Source organism: Pseudomonas sp. FP1740, assembly GCF_030687165.1.
Classification (GTDB): domain Bacteria; phylum Pseudomonadota; class Gammaproteobacteria; order Pseudomonadales; family Pseudomonadaceae; genus Aquipseudomonas.
In genome coordinates this window covers 1,255,393-1,275,071 of record NZ_CP117461.1, presented here as the reverse complement: position 1 = coordinate 1,275,071, position 19,679 = coordinate 1,255,393, and the positions used below count along the sequence as shown (strand labels likewise).

The 19,679-nt window shown below is 59.7% G+C and carries 16 protein-coding genes; 11 read left to right on the top strand and 5 right to left on the bottom strand.

The window, feature by feature from the left end; genetic code table 11:
* Positions 1-14: 14 nt before the first annotated feature.
* The 9 genes from PSH69_RS05465 to PSH69_RS05425 all read left to right on the top strand — a co-directional run bounded on the left by PSH69_RS05465 (position 15) and on the right by PSH69_RS05425 (position 9,947).
* The gene (locus tag PSH69_RS05465; protein ID WP_007938932.1) at positions 15-770 is read left to right on the top strand and encodes a DeoR/GlpR family transcriptional regulator; all 756 of its coding nucleotides are present in this window, start codon (positions 15-17) and stop codon (positions 768-770) included.
* Between the two features lie 325 nt (positions 771-1,095).
* The gene (gene glpD, locus PSH69_RS05460) at positions 1,096-2,634 is read left to right on the top strand and encodes a glycerol-3-phosphate dehydrogenase (protein ID WP_258613187.1); all 1,539 of its coding nucleotides are present in this window, start codon (positions 1,096-1,098) and stop codon (positions 2,632-2,634) included.
* Positions 2,635-2,989: 355 nt separating this feature from the next.
* Positions 2,990-3,904: a glutamate/aspartate ABC transporter substrate-binding protein gene (locus tag PSH69_RS05455; protein WP_204124682.1), complete on the top strand. Its 915-nt coding sequence runs from the start codon at positions 2,990-2,992 to the stop codon at positions 3,902-3,904.
* A gap of 164 nt (positions 3,905-4,068) precedes the next feature.
* The gene (locus tag PSH69_RS05450) at positions 4,069-4,815 is read left to right on the top strand and encodes an amino acid ABC transporter permease (RefSeq protein ID WP_018926619.1); all 747 of its coding nucleotides are present in this window, start codon (positions 4,069-4,071) and stop codon (positions 4,813-4,815) included.
* A complete protein-coding gene (locus PSH69_RS05445; RefSeq protein WP_018926620.1) occupies positions 4,815-5,486 on the top strand; it encodes an amino acid ABC transporter permease in 672 nt (223 codons plus the stop codon). Before PSH69_RS05450 ends, PSH69_RS05445 begins: the two co-directional genes overlap by 1 nt.
* Entirely contained in the window at positions 5,483-6,217 is a 735-nt protein-coding gene (locus PSH69_RS05440) for an amino acid ABC transporter ATP-binding protein (RefSeq protein ID WP_019581562.1), read from the top strand. The genes PSH69_RS05445 and PSH69_RS05440 overlap by 4 nt, the downstream gene beginning before the upstream one ends.
* A 165-nt stretch (positions 6,218-6,382) precedes the next feature.
* Entirely contained in the window at positions 6,383-8,284 is a 1,902-nt protein-coding gene (locus PSH69_RS05435) for a sensor histidine kinase (RefSeq protein WP_305411300.1), read from the top strand.
* A gap of 44 nt (positions 8,285-8,328) precedes the next feature.
* Positions 8,329-9,609 carry a sigma-54 dependent transcriptional regulator gene (locus tag PSH69_RS05430; RefSeq protein WP_230139365.1) on the top strand — a complete coding sequence of 427 codons (1,281 nt, stop codon included), beginning with the start codon at positions 8,329-8,331 and terminating at the stop codon, positions 9,607-9,609.
* A gap of 8 nt (positions 9,610-9,617) precedes the next feature.
* Entirely contained in the window at positions 9,618-9,947 is a 330-nt protein-coding gene (locus PSH69_RS05425) for a GlpM family protein (RefSeq protein ID WP_172901245.1), read from the top strand.
* A 91-nt stretch (positions 9,948-10,038) separates the two neighbouring features.
* Here PSH69_RS05425 and PSH69_RS05420 read toward each other — a convergent pair whose 3' ends face one another.
* Positions 10,039-11,073: an alpha/beta fold hydrolase gene (locus PSH69_RS05420; protein ID WP_305411299.1), complete on the bottom strand. Its 1,035-nt coding sequence runs from the start codon at positions 11,071-11,073 to the stop codon at positions 10,039-10,041.
* 250 nt (positions 11,074-11,323) lie between these two features.
* On the opposite strand from PSH69_RS05420, the gene PSH69_RS05415 reads away from it, so the two are divergent.
* Positions 11,324-14,530 (top strand): hypothetical protein, encoded by a 3,207-nt coding sequence (locus PSH69_RS05415; protein ID WP_305411298.1) that lies wholly within the window; start codon positions 11,324-11,326, stop codon positions 14,528-14,530.
* Positions 14,531-14,685: 155 nt separating this feature from the next.
* On the opposite strand, the gene metE is transcribed toward PSH69_RS05415, so the two are convergent.
* On the bottom strand, positions 14,686-16,998 hold the full coding sequence (gene metE / locus PSH69_RS05410) for a 5-methyltetrahydropteroyltriglutamate--homocysteine S-methyltransferase (protein WP_305411297.1): 2,313 nt from the start codon (positions 16,996-16,998) through the stop codon (positions 14,686-14,688).
* Between the two features lie 119 nt (positions 16,999-17,117).
* Between metE and metR the strand changes: the two genes are divergently transcribed.
* Positions 17,118-18,035, top strand: a complete 918-nt coding sequence (metR, locus tag PSH69_RS05405) for a transcriptional regulator MetR (RefSeq protein WP_018926627.1) — start codon at positions 17,118-17,120, stop codon at positions 18,033-18,035.
* 5 nt (positions 18,036-18,040) lie between these two features.
* On the opposite strand, the gene PSH69_RS05400 is transcribed toward metR, so the two are convergent.
* From PSH69_RS05400 to PSH69_RS05390, 3 genes are read right to left on the bottom strand one after another with little or no spacing between them, the layout of a single operon-like run.
* The gene (locus tag PSH69_RS05400; protein WP_305411295.1) at positions 18,041-18,550 is read right to left on the bottom strand and encodes a GNAT family N-acetyltransferase; all 510 of its coding nucleotides are present in this window, start codon (positions 18,548-18,550) and stop codon (positions 18,041-18,043) included.
* Between the two features lie 2 nt (positions 18,551-18,552).
* On the bottom strand, positions 18,553-19,191 hold the full coding sequence (locus PSH69_RS05395) for a LysE family translocator (protein ID WP_019581569.1): 639 nt from the start codon (positions 19,189-19,191) through the stop codon (positions 18,553-18,555).
* Between the two features lie 36 nt (positions 19,192-19,227).
* Complete coding sequence (locus PSH69_RS05390) at positions 19,228-19,662, bottom strand: NUDIX domain-containing protein (RefSeq protein ID WP_305411294.1); 435 nt, start codon at positions 19,660-19,662, stop codon at positions 19,228-19,230.
* Positions 19,663-19,679 lie beyond the last annotated feature (17 nt).

The window sequence follows — 19,679 nt, the reverse complement described above, 5'->3', positions numbered from 1 at the left end:
CCAAAGGAAGCCCCATGAATCTGCCTCCCCGTCAGCAGCAAATCCTCGAACTGGTCCGCGAACGCGGCTATGTCAGCATCGAGGAAATGGCCCAGCTGTTCGTCGTTACACCGCAAACCATCCGCCGCGATATCAATCAACTGGCGGAAGTGAATCTGTTGCGTCGCTATCACGGCGGCGCAGCCTACGACTCCAGCGTCGAAAACACCGCCTACGCCATGCGCGCCGATCAGATGCGCGATGAAAAGCAGCGTATCGGCGAAGCCATTGCGGCGCAGATTCCCGATCATGCCTCGCTGTTCATCAATATCGGCACCACCACCGAATCCATTGCTCGGGCGCTGCTCAACCACAGCCACCTGAAGATCATCACCAACAACCTGCATGTGGCCTCGATGCTCAGCGCCAAGGACGACTTCGACGTGCTGCTGACCGGTGGCAACGTGCGGCGTGACGGTGGCGTGGTCGGTCAGGCCAGCGTCGACTTCATTAACCAGTTCAAGGTCGACTTCGCCCTGGTCGGCATCAGTGGTATCGATGAAGACGGCAGCTTGCTGGATTTCGACTATCAGGAAGTGCGGGTATCCCAGGCGATCATCGCCAACGCCCGACAGGTGATTCTCGCGGCGGACTCCAGCAAATTCGGGCGCAACGCGATGATTCGCCTGGGGCCGATCAGCCTGATCGATTGCCTGGTCACCGACCAGCCGCCTTCGCCGGCCCTGGCGCAGTTGTTGAGCCAGCACAAGATTCGGCTGGAGGTCGTGTAAGCACTCCCCCCCCCCTGTGGCGAGGGGGCTTGCCCCGTTGGGCCGCGAAGCGGCCCCAAAACCATTCACCGCCAATCCCTCAGTTAAATATCACAACCTGCTCTGCGACTGCTGCGCAGTCGAACGGGGCGATGCGGCGTTCCGACAAGCCCCCTCGTCACAAAACCGCGCCTGAATGTTCGAAAATTTTCCTTTAACGGCCCTTCGATCAGTATTTTCAATCGAAGCACGCTGGCTGTGGGCGTCTTTATGGGCTAGTATTTTCGCAAATGAACATTAATGTTCGAATTCAAATATAGAAATCCAAAAAGCCCGAGGCCAGCCGATGCCCACTTCTACCTTGCCTACGCCCCCTCTCGCCGAGGTCTACGATATCGCCGTCATTGGTGGTGGGATCAATGGCGTGGGGATCGCAGCGGATGCCGCCGGTCGCGGCCTTTCGGTGTTCCTTTGCGAAAAGGATGATCTGGCCAGCCACACTTCGTCGGCCAGCAGCAAGCTGATCCACGGTGGCCTGCGCTACCTGGAGCATTATGAATTCCGCCTGGTGCGCGAAGCCCTTGCCGAGCGCGAAGTGCTGCTGGCCAAGGCGCCGCACATCGTCAAACAGATGCGCTTCGTGCTGCCCCACCGCCCGCACCTGCGTCCGGCCTGGATGATCCGCGCCGGCCTGTTCCTTTATGACCACCTCGGCAAACGGGAAAAACTCGAAGGCTCGAAAAGCCTGAAGTTCGGCCCGGACAGCCCGCTGAAAAGCGAAATCACCAAAGGCTTCGAATATTCCGATTGCTGGGTCGATGACGCACGCCTCGTCGTACTGAACGCCATGGCCGCCCGCGAGAAAGGTGCCCACGTTCATACGCAAACCCGCTGCGTCAGCGCCCGTCGCACCAAGGGCCTGTGGCACATGAACCTGGAACGCGCCGATGGCAGCCTGTTTTCGATCCGCGCCAAGGCACTGGTGAACGCTGCCGGTCCATGGGTCGCTCAGTTCATTCGTGACGACCTGAAGATGGAATCGCCGTACGGCATCCGTCTGATCCAGGGCAGCCACCTGATCGTGCCAAAACTGTACGAAGGCGAACACGCGCATATTCTGCAAAACGAAGATCAGCGTATCGTCTTCACCATTCCGTACCTGAACCACTTCACCCTGATCGGCACCACCGACCGCGAGTACACCGGCGACCCGGCAAAAGTGGCAATCACTGAAGGCGAAACCGATTACCTGCTGAAAGTGGTCAATGCCCACTTCAAGAAACAACTCAGCCGCGCGGACATCCTGCACAGCTACTCCGGCGTTCGTCCGCTGTGCAACGACGAATCCGACAACCCGTCGGCCGTCACCCGCGACTACACCCTGGCGTTGTCGGGTTCTGGTGAAGAAGCGCCGTTGCTGTCGGTGTTCGGCGGCAAGCTGACGACCTACCGCAAACTGGCCGAGTCGGCGCTGGCGCAACTGGCCCCGTACTTCACGCACATCAAGCCAAGCTGGACCGCCAGCGCGCCCCTGCCCGGTGGCGAAGACATGACGACTCCGCAGGCATTGAGTTCGCGGATCCGCGACAAGTTCGACTGGATCCCCACCGAGATCGCCCGACGCTGGTCCACCACTTACGGCAACCGCACCTGGCGCATGCTCGAAGGCGTGGAAAACCTCGGTGACCTGGGTGAACACATCGGCGGCGGCCTCTACACCCGCGAAGTCGACTACCTGTGCAGCGAAGAATGGGCGACCACCGCCGATGACATCCTGTGGCGCCGCAGCAAGCTTGGGCTGTTCACCACTGCGGCGGAACAGCAGAAGCTCAAGGATTACCTGAACAAGCTCGAACAGAACCGCAGCAAGATCGAAGCAGCCTGATCGGATATCCGGTTAAACCAAAGCCCCTGAATCTCACGATTCAGGGGCTTTTTCATACCGCGCATTACTGTAGGAGCGAGGCTTTGTGCGAGTTAATCCATTCGGTTTTCCGAACGCGACTCCTCGGTCGATTCGGAAAACCGGATCATCCGACAATAAACTCAACGTCATAAACATTAAAATACTCTTAAAAATCAATAAATTGCTAGATGATGCATGGTCTGGCACGAGTCATGCTCTACTCTCCCTGACGAATGTTTATTGCGCTACTCCTTCAGGAGCCGCCAGGCATTCGAAGCACCAAAAAAGGCCGATGAACTGGCTCCATAAAAAAAACAATGTCGAGGAAAATTTGATGCGCATCGTTCCCCATCTCCTGGGCGCAGCCATTGCTGCCGCTCTGATTAGCACTCCAGTTTTCGCCGCCGAACTCACCGGCACACTGAAGAAGATCAAAGAGTCCGGCACCATCACCCTCGGGCATCGTGACGCTTCCATTCCGTTTTCCTACATCGCGGACGCCTCCGGCAAACCGGTTGGCTACTCCCACGATGTCCAGCTGAAAATCGTCGAAGCCATCAAGAAAGACCTGGACATGCCCAACCTCCAGGTCAAATACAACCTGGTGACCTCGCAAACCCGTATCCCGCTGGTGCAGAACGGCACCGTGGACGTCGAGTGCGGCTCCACCACCAACAACGTCGAACGTCAGCAACAAGTTGACTTCTCCGTCGGCATCTTCGAAATCGGCACCAAGCTGCTGGCCAAGAAAGACTCGCCCTACAAAGACTTCGCCGACCTCAAAGGCAAGAACGTCGTGACCACCGCCGGCACCACGTCCGAGCGCATCCTCAAGTCGATGAATGCCGACAAGCAGATGGGCATGAACGTGATCTCCGCCAAAGACCACGGCGAATCCTTCCAGATGCTGGAAACCGGCCGTGCCGTGGCCTTCATGATGGACGACGCCTTGCTGGCCGGTGAAATGGCCAAGGCCAAGAAGCCGGATGACTGGGCCGTGACCGGCACACCACAATCGTTCGAAATCTACGGCTGCATGGTCCGCAAGGGCGACGCACCGTTCAAGAAAGCCGTCGACGACGCAATCATCGCGACCTACAAGTCGGGCGAGATCAACAAGATCTACGAAAAATGGTTCATGCAGCCAATCCCGCCAAAAGGCCTGAACCTGAACTTCCCGATGAGCGACGAGCTCAAGACCCTGATCGCCAATCCGACCGACAAAGCGGCTGACGAAAAGAAATCCTGATTTCTGACTAACGTTACCCCCTGAGAAGGCCTCTGCCCTTTCAGGGGTTGTCACTCCCTGCTGGCATTTCTGGAAACACTCGAACCGGTGGTTGTCGAGCCGTTCGCGTGTGCCTGACCGTCATCGGGCACTTGTACATCGATCGAATCCGAGGGGAGACCCTAATGAATTACAACTGGGACTGGGGCGTGTTCTTCAAGTCCACCGGCGTGGGCAGCGAAATTTATTTCGACTGGTACCTCTCCGGTTTAGGCTGGACCATCGCCATCGCCGTCGCCGCCTGGATCATCGCGCTGCTGCTGGGCTCGATCCTGGGTGTCATGCGCACGGTGCCGAATCGCATCGTATCGGGCATCGCGACCTGCTACGTCGAACTCTTCCGTAACGTGCCACTGCTGGTGCAGCTGTTCATCTGGTACTTCCTGGTGCCCGACCTGCTGCCGCAAAACCTGCAGGACTGGTACAAGCAGGACCTGAACCCGACCACCTCGGCCTTCCTCAGTGTCGTCGTGTGCCTGGGCCTGTTCACCACGGCCCGGGTTTGCGAACAAGTGCGCACCGGTATCCAGGCGCTGCCCCGCGGCCAGGAATCCGCTGCCCGCGCCATGGGTTTCAAGCTGCCGCAGATCTACTGGAACGTACTGCTGCCCCAGGCTTACCGCATCATCATTCCGCCGCTTACTTCGGAATTCCTGAACGTGTTCAAGAACTCCTCCGTCGCGTCGCTGATCGGCCTGATGGAGCTGCTGGCGCAGACCAAACAGACCGCCGAGTTCTCCGCCAACCTGTTCGAAGCCTTCACCCTGGCAACGCTGATCTACTTCACCCTGAACATGAGCCTGATGCTGCTGATGCGCGCGGTCGAGAAGAAAGTCGCCGTGCCGGGCCTGATTTCCGTAGGGGGTAAATGATGGAATTCGACTTCTCGGGCATCATTCCGTCCCTGCCGGGTATGTGGAACGGCATGGTCATGACCCTCCAGCTGATGGCCCTGGGCGTGAGCGGCGGGATCATCCTCGGCACGGTCCTGGCGTTGATGCGCCTGTCCCACAACAAACTGCTGTCGAACATTGCCGGCGCCTACGTCAACTACTTCCGCTCGATCCCGCTGCTGCTGGTCATCACCTGGTTCTACCTGGCGGTGCCGTTCGTATTGCGCTGGATCACCGGCGAAGACACCCCGATCGGCGCGTTCGCCTCGTGCATCGTGGCGTTCATGATGTTCGAAGCAGCGTACTTCTGCGAAATCGTCCGGGCCGGGGTGCAGTCGATTCCCAAGGGCCAGATGAGTGCCGCCCAGGCCATGGGTATGACGTATGGCCAGATGATGCGGTTGATCATCCTGCCGCAAGCGTTCCGCAAGATGACCCCGCTGCTGTTGCAACAGAGCATCATCCTGTTTCAGGACACCTCGCTGGTCTACGCGGTCGGCCTGGTGGACTTCCTCAATGCCTCGCGTGCCAGTGGCGACATCATCGGCCGCTCCAATGAGTTCCTGATCTTCGCAGGTCTCACGTACTTCATCATCAGCTTTGCCGCCTCGCAGCTGGTCAAGCGTCTGCAAAAAAGGTTCGCCGTATGATCTCTATCAAGAACGTCAACAAGTGGTATGGGGACTTCCAGGTACTGACTGATTGCAGCACCGAGGTCAAAAAAGGCGAGGTGATCGTGGTGTGCGGGCCGTCCGGTTCCGGCAAATCCACCCTGATCAAGTGCGTCAATGCACTGGAACCGTTCCAGAAAGGCGACCTGATCGTCGATGGCACGTCCATCGCCGATCCGAAGACCAACCTGCCGAAACTGCGTTCGCGGGTGGGCATGGTGTTCCAGCATTTCGAACTGTTCCCGCACCTGACCATCACCGAAAACCTGACCATCGCGCAGATCAAGGTGTTGGGTCGCAGCAAGGAAGAAGCCACCAAGAAAGGCCTGCAACTGCTTGAGCGCGTCGGGCTGTCTGCCCATGCGCATAAGCACCCGGGCCAGCTTTCCGGTGGCCAGCAACAGCGTGTGGCGATCGCCCGTGCGCTGGCGATGGACCCGATCGTCATGCTGTTCGACGAACCGACCTCGGCACTGGACCCGGAAATGGTCAACGAAGTGCTGGATGTGATGGTGCAACTGGCCCACGAAGGCATGACCATGATGTGCGTGACCCACGAAATGGGCTTCGCCCGCAAGGTCGCGGACCGGGTGATCTTCATGGACGCCGGCAAGATTATCGAAGACTGCAAGAAAGAAGAGTTCTTCGGCGACATCAACGCCCGCTCCGAGCGTGCGCAGCATTTCCTCGAGAAAATTCTGCAGCACTAAGAAGGAAGGCACCGCTCCCCCAATTGTGGGAGCGGGCTTTTGTGGCGAGGGGGCCGCTGTGGCGAGGGGGCCCCCTCGCCACAAAAGCCCCCTTGCCATACAGCAACTCCCACGGGGCCCGTGGGGATATGGATATTGTGTTGTGGTTGACCCAAGGCATCTGTGATGAAATGCGACTCCACTCTCTATCGCGCCGCGCCGCCATCACTCGCCGTGAAACCCCGTCTGATTCGCCATCTGTTCCTGCCGCCGCTGATCATCGCCCTGATGATCGGATTGGGTTACATCGGCTTCTGGGTCAGTGAACACTACGGCATTCGCAGCCTCAGCGAGAACGGCCAGCGTCAGCTGGAACTGCACGCGCGCGCCGTCGAAAGCGAGATCAGCAAATACACCTACCTGCCCAGCCTGCTGGAACTCGAATCGAGTGTTTCCCAGCTGTTGGCAGACCCGTCGCCAGAACTCCGGCAGACGGTCAACGAATACCTCGAAGGCCTGAACCGGCGCAGCCGCAGTCGGGCCATTTATGTGATGGACACCACCGGTCGCGTACTGGCCACCAGCAACTGGCGCGATGTCGACAGTTATCTGGGCGAAGACCTGTCTTTCCGCGCTTACTTCCAGAACGCCGTGCGCGGCCAGCCGGGGCGGTTCTACGGCATCGGCAGCACCAGCGGCGAACCCGGCTATTACCTGGCTCATGGCCTGGAGGAACACGGCAAGATCACCGGCGTCGCGGTGGTCAAGGTGCGCCTCGAAGCCATGGAAGAACGCTGGCAGCGCGCGCGCCTGGAAGCGTTCGTCAGCGACGAGAACGGCATCATCATTCTCTCCAGCGATCCGGCGCGGCGGCTCAAGTCGGTGCTGCCGTTGAGCGACGACACCAAGGAACGCCTGGCCCGCAGCCTTCAGTACTACTGGTATCCGCTGAATGAACTGCAACCGCTGGCCCGAGAGAAACTGGCTGAAGGCGAGGAAAAACTGACCTTCCCCGCCAACAGCGAACTGGTGTCCGATGAAGAGAACATCAGCTACCTGTCGCAAACCCGGCCGCTGAGCGACACCCCGTGGAATTTCACCCTGCTCACGCCCCTGCAAGACCTGCGGCGTGAAGCGATCAATCAGGGAATCCTGGTGGCGGTGGCGTTTGCCCTGGTGGCCTTCCTGCTGATCGCCTGGAACGAGCGCCGCAAAGTGATCGCCACCCGCCTCGCGGCGCGGGAAGCCTTGCAGGAAGCCAACAATCAACTGGAGCGTCGGATTACCGAACGCACCACCGACCTGCGCGCCAGCAACGAACGGCTCAAGGGGCAGATTCGTGAGCGTCGACAGGCTGAAGAAACCTTGCGCCGCGCCCAGGATGAACTGGTCCAGGCCGGCAAACTGGCGGCCATCGGCCAGATGTCCACCAGCATCGCCCACGAATTGAACCAACCGCTGGCAGCCTTGCGGACCTTGTCCGGCAATACCGTGCGCTTTCTGGAGCGCGGTCAGCTGGATGTGGCCAGCACCAATCTCAAGACCATCAATGAACTGATCGACCGCATGGGCCGGATTACCGCCAGCCTGCGTTCCTTCGCCCGACGCGGCGATGACCAGGGCCAGGCCAGCCTCGGCAAAGGCGTGGACGCCGCCCTGCAACTGCTGGGCAGCCGGATGGAAAGCGTGCCGCTGCAACTGCATCGCGATTTCACCGACGTGCAGGTGCAGATCGACCAGACCCGTCTGGAGCAGATCCTGGTCAACCTGATCGGCAACGCGCTCGATGCCATGCAGTCGCAGCCCCAACCGACGTTGTGGCTCGAAGGCGAGGAATACGACGGCAAATATCGCCTGCGGGTGCGCGACAACGGCCACGGCATCGATGCCGAAGCACGCAAGCATCTGTTCGAACCGTTCTTCACCACCAAACCCGGCGAACAGGGCCTGGGCCTCGGCCTGACCCTGTCGGCGAGCCTGGCAGCCGCCACGGGCGGGCATCTGGGTGTCGAACACCCGGCCAGCGGTGGCACCACCTTCGTCCTCAGTTTACCGTTGGTAAGCCCTACTCCCGCCGAGCCGATATGAACAACGACCTTAGTGTGCTGATCGTCGAAGACGACCCCCATGTGCTGCTCGGTTGCCAACAGGCACTGACGCTCGAAGACATTCCCTGCATCGGCGTCGGCAGCGCCGAAGAAGCGCTGGAGCGGGTGGGCGATAACTTCGCCGGCATCGTCATCAGCGACATCCGCCTGCCGGGTATCGATGGCCTGGAACTGCTGACCCGGCTCAAGGCCCGCGATCGCAGCCTGCCGGTAGTACTGATTACCGGCCACGGCGACATCTCGATGGCCGTCGGCGCGATGCAGAAAGGCGCCTACGACTTCATGGAGAAACCTTTCTCCCCCGAACGCCTGGTGGACGTCGCCCGCCGCGCGCTGGAGCAACGCAGCCTGGCGCGGGAAGTCACCTCGTTACGTCGACAACTGTTCGAGCGTGATTCCCTCGAAGGCCGGATCATCGGTCGCTCGCCGGCCATGCAGAACCTGCGGGAACTGATCGCCAACGTCGCAGACACCTCGGCCAACGTGCTGATCGAAGGCGAGACCGGCACCGGCAAGGAACTGGTTGCGCGCTGCCTGCACGACTTCAGCCGCCGGCACAGCAAACAGTTCGTCGCGCTGAACTGCGGTGGCCTGCCGGAGAATCTGTTCGAAAGCGAAATCTTCGGCCACGAGGCCAACGCCTTCACCGGTGCCGGCAAACGGCGGATCGGCAAGATCGAACACGCCGATGGCGGTACGCTGTTCCTCGACGAAGTGGAAAGCATGCCGCTGCCGTTGCAGATCAAACTGCTGCGGGTGCTGCAGGAACGCACCCTCGAACGCCTGGGTTCGAACCAGAGCGTGGCGGTGGATTGCCGGGTGATCGCCGCGACCAAGTCCGATCTGGATGAGTCGAGCAAGGCCGGCGAGTTTCGCAGCGACCTGTATTACCGCCTGAACGTGGTCACCCTGGAACTGCCACCGCTGCGCGAACGCCGCGAAGACATCCTGCAATTGTTCGAGCACTTTTTGCAGCAGTCATCCCTGCGCTTCGACCGCTCGCCCCCCGAGCTGGACAACCAGACCGTGTCGATTCTGATGAGCCACGACTGGCCAGGCAACGTGCGCGAACTGCGCAACGTCGCCGAACGCTTCGCCCTCGGCCTGCCGGCCTTCAAGAAGACCGGCGCCAGCGGCAGCAATCAAGGCCTGGCCTTCGCCGAAGCGGTGGAAGCTTTCGAACGCAACCTGCTCAGTGACGCCTTGCAGCGCAGCGGCGGCAACCTGACCCAGGCCAGTCAGGAACTGGGGATGGCCAAGACCACGCTGTTCGACAAAGTGAAGAAATACGGGCTGAGCCACTGATGGACCTGATTTTCAAAGCAACCCTGGGCGCGGCGGTAGTGGTGATCCTCGCCATGCTGGCCAAGACCAGAAACTATTACATCGCAGGCCTGGTGCCGCTGTTTCCGACCTTTGCGCTGATCGCTCATTACATTGTCGGCAAAGGGCGTTCGCTGGATGACCTGAAGACCACCATCGTGTTTGGCATGTGGTCGATCATTCCGTACTTCGTCTATCTGGCGACTTTGTATGTGATGGTCGACCGGATGCGGCTGGAGGCTTCGCTGGCGGTGGCGGCAGTGGCGTGGTTGATGGCGGCGACGGTGCTGGTCAGCGTGTGGGTGCGCCTGCACGGCTAACCCCCTTTCCTTGAAATCTGTGACTTTTGAACTGTGGCGAGGGAGCTTGCTCCCTCGCCACAAGAGCCCGCTCCCACATTTGGATTGGGAACTACAGAAGATTGGGAGTTGCCACAGGATCGATCTGCGCCCAGTGCGAGGTGTCTTCGCGATGGGCCTGCAAATACGGCAACACCGCCGCCAGCAACGGTGCCTTGAACGCTTCCTGAAAACGATGGGCCAGCCCCGGAATCAACTTCAACTGACTGCCACGAATGTGTGCCGCCAGATGCACGCCATGCATCACCGGCAACAACGGATCAGCGGTGCCGTGAACCACCAGCGTCGGCACCCGCAGTTGGTTGAGCAGATCCACACGACTGCGCTCGGCAAGGATCGCCATGATCTGGCGCTTAACGCCTTCCGGGTTAAACGCCCGGTCATAAGACAGCGCCGCTTGATGCAGCAACGCCTGCCGATCATCAGTGACCGAAGGACTACCCAGCGCCGCCAGCAAATCAGCCTGTTGCTCCAGCGCCACTTCACGATTCGGCGCGCTGCGTCGCGCGAGCAGCTGCACCAGTGCCGCACTCGGCGCCGGCAAGCCTTCGGCACCCGAACTGGTCATCAGCAACGTCAGGCTCTCGACCCGCTGCGGCGCCATCGCCGCCAGATGCTGGGCGATCATCCCCCCCATGCTGGCGCCCAGCACGTGAAACTGCTGGATGTGCAAGGCATCCATCAGCCCAAGGGCATCGTCCGCCATGTCGGTTAGGGTGTAGGGCGCCGATACCGGCAGGCCGAGTTTGTAGCGCAACACTTCGAACGTCAGATTGGCCTCAGCGGGTGTCTGCCGCCAGGTCGACAGGCCAACATCACGATTGTCATAGCGAATCACCCGGAAACCCTGCTGACACAACGCGACCACTACCTCATCCGGCCAGTGAATCAACTGCCCGCCCAGGCCCATCACCAGCAACAACGCAGGGTCGGACGCACGGCCGATGCTCTGGTACGCCAGACTCACCTGATCCAGATCGACCCGTTCGGTCGGAACATTGACATCGCAACGAGACGCCGCCAAAGACGGGAAATTGAACAACACAGCGATCAGAAAGACCGCTGTGGATAAAAATCGTGCACGCATGAAAAACACCGAAACGCAGAACTCCAGTAGAGCGCGAGTCTGATGAAGTTTGTACAAGCGCGCTGCCACAGTTACGTGACAGTTTGATGAAGAGTGCTGAACGGTTGTGGGGCATGCGGGCCCACCACTCATCGGAAAACAACCTCAGCCTGTTATTTATGACAGTTGCCAGCCGCCAGCTTCGAGCCTTCAATCCTCTGACGCACCAATGCCCAGCGGTTCAGGCACCATCTCAAAATCGGAGCATGCTATGAGCGCTTTTACAGCAGAACAATTGGCCGCACTGCAACACGAAAGCCCGCAGCAACCGGTCGATCCCTTCGCAGAGATCAAGTCAGAGGGGGTATTTACGCAGGATGGAATACTCAATCTGTATCCTGTCCTGATTCCTGGCTGGCACAAGGTCGACTACCCCGTGGCATCGTACGGGGTCAACGCTGACGAAACGGCTGGCGCCGGAATTGGCTGGCTGATTCTCTTCCACTCCTACGAATTGATGGCGGCGCAAGACACGATACGGCTGTACATGGGCAAACGCCTTGAGCCGGGCCAGGTCCCGGATCCGACAGAGGAAGGTACCCTGATCAAGACAGTCGTGGTCCCTTCCGATCACAACAACCAGGACGTACTCAGTTTCATTCCCAGAGGCGCCATTGAAAGACCGGGCATCCACCGGTTGTGGTACACCGTCGAGCGCACCAGCGGCAATGGCCCCGAGTCCTCGGACGGAATCGTCGTATGGTTCAAGCCGACCTTCCCGGACAGCCTCGATCCGACGGGCAACTCCAGCGAACGAGTGCCTTTGCAAGCCCCTGAATTCCCATCGATCATCGATCAGGCGATGGTTGAGAGAGGCGTTGATTTCATCATTCCGCGCTGGACGATCATGAGCCCGGGGGACACAGTTTTGATGACTGTAGGCAATCAGCTCGTCGCTTACGTGATCAAGCCCGAAGAGATTGATCAGGACATCACGATTTTTGTCCCATCATCCGTTCTTGAATTGATAGGGCCTGCCAAGCCATTGCTCGTCAGTTACAGAATTCACGATCAGGTGCACAACAGCAGCCACACTTCAAAAATGGGTGACGGGGAGCTGGTTCCGGATAAAACCTATCTGGACATGTGCTGGGTAAATGAAACGGTGGATGACGTGTTGTTCATCGACACTCTCGATGGCCATCCAATGGAGGTTGTCGTGCCTGTTAAAAGGGGTGACGCCATCACCGGGGACACCGTGGAGCTCAAGCTTTATGACCCCAGGACCGAATTTTCACGTCTCTTTGGTCCCCTGATCTACAGGACACCCAGCGTAACGTTCCCTGTTCCCTATGCGGTCGTGAAGCAACTCGCCCCTGCGACCATAACGCTGAGTTACGAACGCATCAGAATCGAGAACGGCGAGAAGATCCGCACGCCGTCCTACCCGTACTCTCCCGAGCTGGTCGGCGAAAAATATCGCGGGCCCGCCCCTACAGCCCCCCAGGCCCATGGCGGCGTACTGTCGCCAGACCTTGCAGAGACCGTTGTGTATGTCGGCCCGGACATCAAGGGGCTTGAAATTGGCGATAAGGTAACGTTGACCTGTCTGAGCACGAGCGCAGGTGGCACCACTCGCCTGCAAATAGAAGAGAGGTTTGTCACTCGTTCGATGGTGATCCCAGGGGCGGGAATCATCGTGCCGTTCGAGATCGACACGAGGCACTTTGACACGTACCTGAGTGGCTCATTCAAGGCTACTTACACCGTAACCGGGGAAAATCACCTCGCCCCCCTGGAATCTCATGCTTTGCTTTTGCACATCGGCCCCGTCGAAGACACCTTGGATGTCGTCAACGTCGGCAAGGACGAAAACGGTGTACTCGATCCCAAGGATATTCCCTTCGGCACTCCGGCCATTTGCCCGGCAAAGGCCCATACCCAGGTCGGCGACACGGTTTACCTTCAGGTGTGGACCGCTGACGACAGACTCGTCTGGGTCGACTCGCTACCCATTACCGCCGCTCACATCGGTAAGGACATTGAGTTCAGATTGACGTTCGAACTGATCGACTCGCTGAACCACCAGGTCATCCGTATCGACTGGTACATTGAACGTAACCGAGCACTGCCGCTGACGGCGCCCGAACTGGAGTTACGCGTTGGGGATGTGGCTCTGGAGCTCCCGCCTCCGACGCTCGTTGAGGTGACCACCGGCAACCGAATCAATCCGCGGCTTACCGAAAAAAGCACGACCGTCGAAATCACCTATAAAGGCATGTCCGCCGCCCATCGTATCGCTCTGATCGTGATTGGCCGCGCCGGCTTGGGCAGCCCTGTCGTGGCCACGCAGCCAGGTAACGCCAACGGTACGCTACTGATCGAATTGCCACTGACGACAGTGCCCGCCAACCTGCGTCACTTCATGAAACTTCGATACCGTGTGTCCCAGCCCGAACTACCTGACCAATACTCCGGCGTCACCACTTATGAAGTCACCGCTGTACCCGATGAAGCCATCGTGTTTCCGAGCCTCAGCATTGCACAAGCGCCGGATCACAAGACGCTGGACCTCAGCACGTTTCAAGGCGATGCGCGCTGGAGTCTGGCGAGCTGGCTATTTATCGCCATAGGGACCCGAATGCGCGTGGCCTTGGGTGGAAGCAATGCGGCGGGAGCCGATCATCCCATCATATTGTTCGATGGCGTGATTACTGCCGATCATGTGAAAAGTGGGTTGAGCGGAGTCATCAACCGTCAGCAACTTGAACTGTTCAAGGATGGCGGTCAGGTGATGGGGCTTTCGATTGCGAACTTCAACAACAAGGGTGGCGTCGACACGTTTTTCCCTGTTCGTGAGTTAACACTCCTGAACAAGACCTGGAGTCTGCTCATCAATAGAGCGATCGATGCCAATACAAACGCTTCGATTCCCAACGGCGGCAGCACCAAAACCAATCGCGTGACGTTGTCCGGCACGGGTAAACCGGATAGCACACTTACACTGTTCCAAAACGATAATGTCCCGAAACCCATCGACTCATTCAAAGTGCCCGACAGCGGCAACTGGAGTTACACCGTCACAGTAACGGCCTCGTCGTTTTATCGACTTACCGTTATGGAGCAACCCACAGGGCGAACCTCGAACCTGTGGACGTTCAGTGTATTGGCACCCGAACCGGCTCCCGTCAGACCGCACATATTACTGGCGCTTAATGCAAGAGGTCAGAGCCTGTATGACTACCAGCACACAAGGACGACCGGTATCAGCGTGAATGGCGTTGCCGCGCCCGGAGCAATGGTGCAGATATTGCTCAATGGAATCGTCGTTCAGGACCGCGTTTACGTGGGCACTAATGGCTTCTGGCAGTCTGTCCTTTTTGGAGTGGGTTCTGGCACACACCGGATCAGTGTAAGAGGCTTGTATGGCAACTATCCCGTTTCGCTGGTATTCACACAGTCGGTGACCTACGGCTAGGGTGCTGAGCGGTCGTATTCAAGACCGAGTCGCCTGCTTCGCGAGAAAACCTGCCTGTTCCCACAGGATTGATGTCGTACACAACTTCTGTGATCGACCTCTCCCCCGTGGGAGCGGGCTTGCTCGCGAAGGCGCCAGAACAGGCGCCGCAGGATTTAGGCCAACTGACTGCGCAACTGCCGCGCCGCCGCCACCATGTTCACCAGCGCCGCCTCAGTCTCCGGCCAGGCCCGGGTCTTCAACCCGCAATCGGGGTTTACCCACAACCGCTCGGCCGGAATGCGCTTTACCGCTTTGCTCATCAACTTGACCATCTCGGCCGTGTCCGGCACTCGCGGCGAGTGGATGTCGTAGACGCCCGGGCCGATGTCGTTCGGGTAGTCGAAGGCTTCGAAGGCCTCCAGCAATTCCATGTCCGAGCGCGAGGTTTCGATGGTGATTACGTCGGCGTCCATCGCCGCGATGGACTCGATCACGTCATTGAATTCGCTGTAGCACATGTGGGTGTGGATCTGGGTTTCGTCACGCACACCCGATGCGCTCAAGCGGAACGCTTCCACCGCCCAGTCGAGGTATTCCTGCCATTGCGCCCGGCGTAGCGGCAGGCCTTCGCGGAACGCGGCTTCGTCGATCTGGACGATCTTGATGCCCGCAGCTTCCAGGTCGACCACTTCATCACGCAGGGCCAACGCCAACTGCTGCGCCTGGATTTTGCGCGAAACGTCTTCGCGCGGGAACGACCACATCAGCATGGTCACGGGACCGGTGAGCATGCCTTTCATTATCTTGTCGGTCAGGCTTTGCGCGTAGGTGATCCAGTCGACGGTCATGGCGTTCGGGCGACTCAGGTCGCCGTAGATGATCGCCGGTTTGACGCAGCGCGAACCGTAGCTCTGCACCCAGCCGAACCGGGTGAAGGCATACCCCTCAAGCTGTTCGGCGAAATACTCGACCATGTCGTTGCGCTCGGCTTCACCGTGCACCAGCACGTCCAGCCCCAGGCGTTCCTGGATTTGCACGGCGTGGCGGATTTCGCTGTGCATGGCATCGGTGTAATCGCTGGCCGAGAGTTTGCCTTGCTTGAAGGCCTGACGAGCCAGGCGGATCGAACCGGTTTGCGGGAACGAGCCAATGGTGGTCGTCGGGAATGCCGGCAGCTGCAAGCGCGCACGCTGCTGCTCGATCCGTTTGGCAAACGGCGAATGGCGTTGGCTGTCTGCCGCGCCGATGGCGTTGATGCGGGCCTGAACATCCGCCTTGTGGATACGCGGCGATTGGGCGCGACTGGCCGCAATGGCGCGGCTTTCAGCCAGGGCGGCTTGCACCTTGGGCGCTTGCGGATCGTTCAGGGCATCGCGCAGCACGGCGATCTCACCGCACTTCTGCACGGCAAACGCCAGCCAGCTTTTCAGTTCGGGGTCGAGTTTGTCTTCACGCGCAAGGTCCACCGGGCTGTGCAGCAGCGAGCAGGAACTGCTGACCCACAAGTTATCGCCGAAGCGCTCCTGGGCAAATTGCAGTTGTGCCAGGGCTTGCTCCAGTTCGCAGCGCCAGACGTTGCGGCCGTTGACCAGCCCCACCGAGAGAATCTTGTAGGTCGGCAGTCGATCCAAAACCTGGCCGAGCTGATCCGGCGAACGCACCGCGTCAATGTGCAAACCTTGTACAGGCAGGCCGACGGCCAGCCCGAGGTTGTCTTCCAGGCCACTGAAGTAGGTGGCCACGAGTTTTTTCAGCGGCGAGTATTGGAGGATGTGGTAAGCGCGCTCGAAGGCGTTTTTCCAGGACTGTGGCAGATCCAGGGTGAGGATCGGCTCATCGATCTGCACCCACTCCACGCCTTGGGCGGCGAGGCGGCCGAGGATTTCGCCGTAGATCGGCAGCAGGCATTCCAGCAGGTCGAGCTTGTCGAAGTCGTTGCCCTTGGCTTTGCCCAGCCACAGGTAAGTCAGCGGGCCGATGATCACCGGTTTGACGTTGTGGCCGAGGGCCTTGGCTTCTTCGACTTCATCGAACAGCTGTTCCCAGCTCAGCTTGAACTGTTGGTCGGCGGTGAATTCCGGGACCAGGTAGTGGTAGTTGGTGTCGAACCACTTGGTCAGTTCCTGGGCGTATTGCGCCTTGGCATGTTCGCCGCCGCAGCAGGTCGCGGTGGCACCACGCGCCATGGCGAACAAGGTGTCGAGGGTCGGCAGGCCGCGCTCATCCTTGACGCTGTCGAAACGCTCGGGGATCACACCGAAGGTAAGCGAATGGGTCAGTACCTGGTCGTACCAGGCGAAGTCGCCCACGGGCAGCAGGTCGATGCCGGCGTCTTTCTGCAATTGCCAGTGGGTGGCGCGCAATTGGCGGCCGACGCTGTTCAGGGCGTCCTGATCGAGATCGCCCTTCCAGTAGGCTTCGAGGGCTTTTTTCAGTTCGCGGTCGGCACCGATGCGCGGAAAACCAAGTGTGTGGGCCAGAGCCATGGTGAATTTCTCTCTATAAAGGATGCTGTAAAACATGCTGCTATTGTCGACAGCTCAGCCAACATGAGACAAACTCAACCTTTTCGTGTTGATCACAAGTTTTCCTCATGGAGCCCTCGGTGCTTGAAATCCGTCACCTGAAAACCCTGCACGCCCTGCGCGAAGCCGACAGCCTGGTGGATGCGGCCGACCGCCTGCACCTGACCCAGTCGGCGCTGTCCCACCAGTTCAAGGAGCTGGAAGAACGCATGGGCATGCCGCTGTTCGTGCGCAAGACCAAACCGGTGCGCTTCACCAGTGCCGGCTTGCGCCTGCTGCAACTGGCCGACGCCACCCTGCCGTTGCTGCGCAGTGCCGAGCGTGACATTGCACGGCTGGCCGGTGGCACGGCGGGGCGTCTGCACATGGCGATCGAGTGCCACAGTTGCTTCCAGTGGCTGATGCCGACCATCGACCAGTTCCGCGATGCCTGGCCGGAAGTCGAACTGGACCTGGCCTCGGGTTTCTCCTTCGCCCCGCTGCCGGCGCTGGCCCGAGGCGACCTGGACCTGGTGGTGACCTCCGATCCGCTGGAACTGGTGGGCATCACTTACGTGCCGTTGTTCACCTACGAAGCCATGCTCGCGGTGGCGAACCAGCACCGCTTGGCGAGCAAGCCGTACATCGTGCCCGAAGACCTGCTCACGGAAACCTTGATCACCTACCCGGTGGAACGCGATCGGCTGGACATCTTCACCCGCTTCCTGGAACCGGCCGACATCGAACCGGCGCAGGTGCGCACCTCGGAACTGACGGTAATGATGATGCAACTGGTGGCCAGCGGTCGCGGTGTCTGCGGCATGCCCCATTGGGCGCTGCATGAGTACAGTTCACGGGGTTACGTGAAGGCCAAGCGACTGGGGGAGAAAGGCTTGTTTGCGACGTTGTATGCCGGGATCCGCGCCGACATGCTGGATGCGCCGTACATGCGCGACTTTTTACTGACGGCCAAGGACACGTCGTTTTCGACGCTGGATGGGGTTAGTGCCGTTCGATAGAACGATCAAGGCTCAGCGGTGATCTCGCGCCACATATGGATCTTGTCGAAGTAGTCTTCGCCGACCCGCACCGCCAACGGTTCCAGGCCAAATTGCACGAAGCCGCAGCGCTGATACAGCCTGAAGGCGGCTTCGTTGCCGGCGGTGACGGTTAGTTGGATCAACCTCAGGCCCTGATGACTCTGCGCTTCAGCCAACGCGGCCTGTAACAGTTGATAACCGAGCCCGCGCTGGCGCACCTTGCCGGTCACGTACATGCCAAACAGCGTCGCCTTATGCCGGGCCTTTTCCCGAGTCTCGAAGGCCAGGCCGACGATGCCTGCCAGCTCCCCTTCCTCGAACGCCCCGAGCACCCGGTCCAGCTTGCTGGTCAGGCGCGATTCCCACCACCCCAGCGGCATCGTGGCGCGCTCGCGCACGCTGGAAGTGAACGCCTGGGGATGCGAGTCGTAGGCTTCGAGCATCAGCGCCCGATAATCCAGGGCATGACTGGCATCAAGCCGCTGAATCCACATGTTCAGGCCACTCGCCGCTGCTCAAACATCAACCGCACCGCCAGCCCGGACAGGACGAAGCCCATGAAATAGCGCTGCATCGCCAGCCAGTTCGGGTTGTTGACGAACCAGGAAGCGATGCCTGCGGCGAACAGCGCGATCAGCAGGTTGACGCTGAAGCTCACGCTGATCTGGGTCAGGCCGAGGATGATGCTCTGGTTGAACACCGAACCGTGCTCAGGGGAAATGAACTGCGGAAACACCGACAGATAAAACACCGCGATCTTCGGGTTCAGAGCGCTGGTGAGAAAACCCATCGTGATCAATTTGCGTGACGAGTCCGCCGGCAACTGCTGCGCCTCGAACGGCGAACGCGCACCGGGCTTGACCGCCTGCCAGGCCAGCCACAGCAGGTACAAAGCACCGGCCCACTTCAGCACCTCGTAGGCCACCGGCACGGCCATGAACACCGCGGTCAAACCCGCTGCGGCAGCGAACAGGTGCACTAGAAATCCCGCAACCACACCCAGCAATGACGTCACCCCGGCCTTGCGTCCCTGGCAGATGGAACGGGAGATCAGGTAGATCATGTTCGGCCCCGGCGTGAGTACCATCAGCAACGCCGCGGCGGCAAAAATCAGTAAGTCTTGAAGTGGAATCATGGGCATCCTGTCCTTGAAGTCAGAGGGTCTGGGTGATCAGGCGGTTTCGATCAGCGAAGCTCGATAAAACGGCAAGATCAGGTCGCGTGTCAATGGCGCCAGCGTGAGATCGCCGTTGGTGGCCGGGTCGATCCAGCGCACCTCTTCGATTTCTGCCGCCGGGCAAACGTCAGAATCGATGGTCAACTGAAACAGTTCGGCCTGTACGACAAAACCAGGCTCGTTGGCGGCCGGTGCCGAGAATGGCCCCAGGTAGGTGGCGTGCGCCGGATCGATGACCAGTCCCAGTTCCTCCTCCAGCTCACGGGCCAGGGCGTGGACCGGTTGCTCATGAGCCTCGATCTTGCCCCCCGGCTGCATGAACGCCTGGGTGCCGCGCTTGCGCACCAGCAAGGTGCGACCGTCGGGGCCGATCAACAGGGCAGCGGCAATGTGGATGATGCGGGGCGAAGCGGTGGATGAAAGCGTCATGGATCAGGATTGGCCTT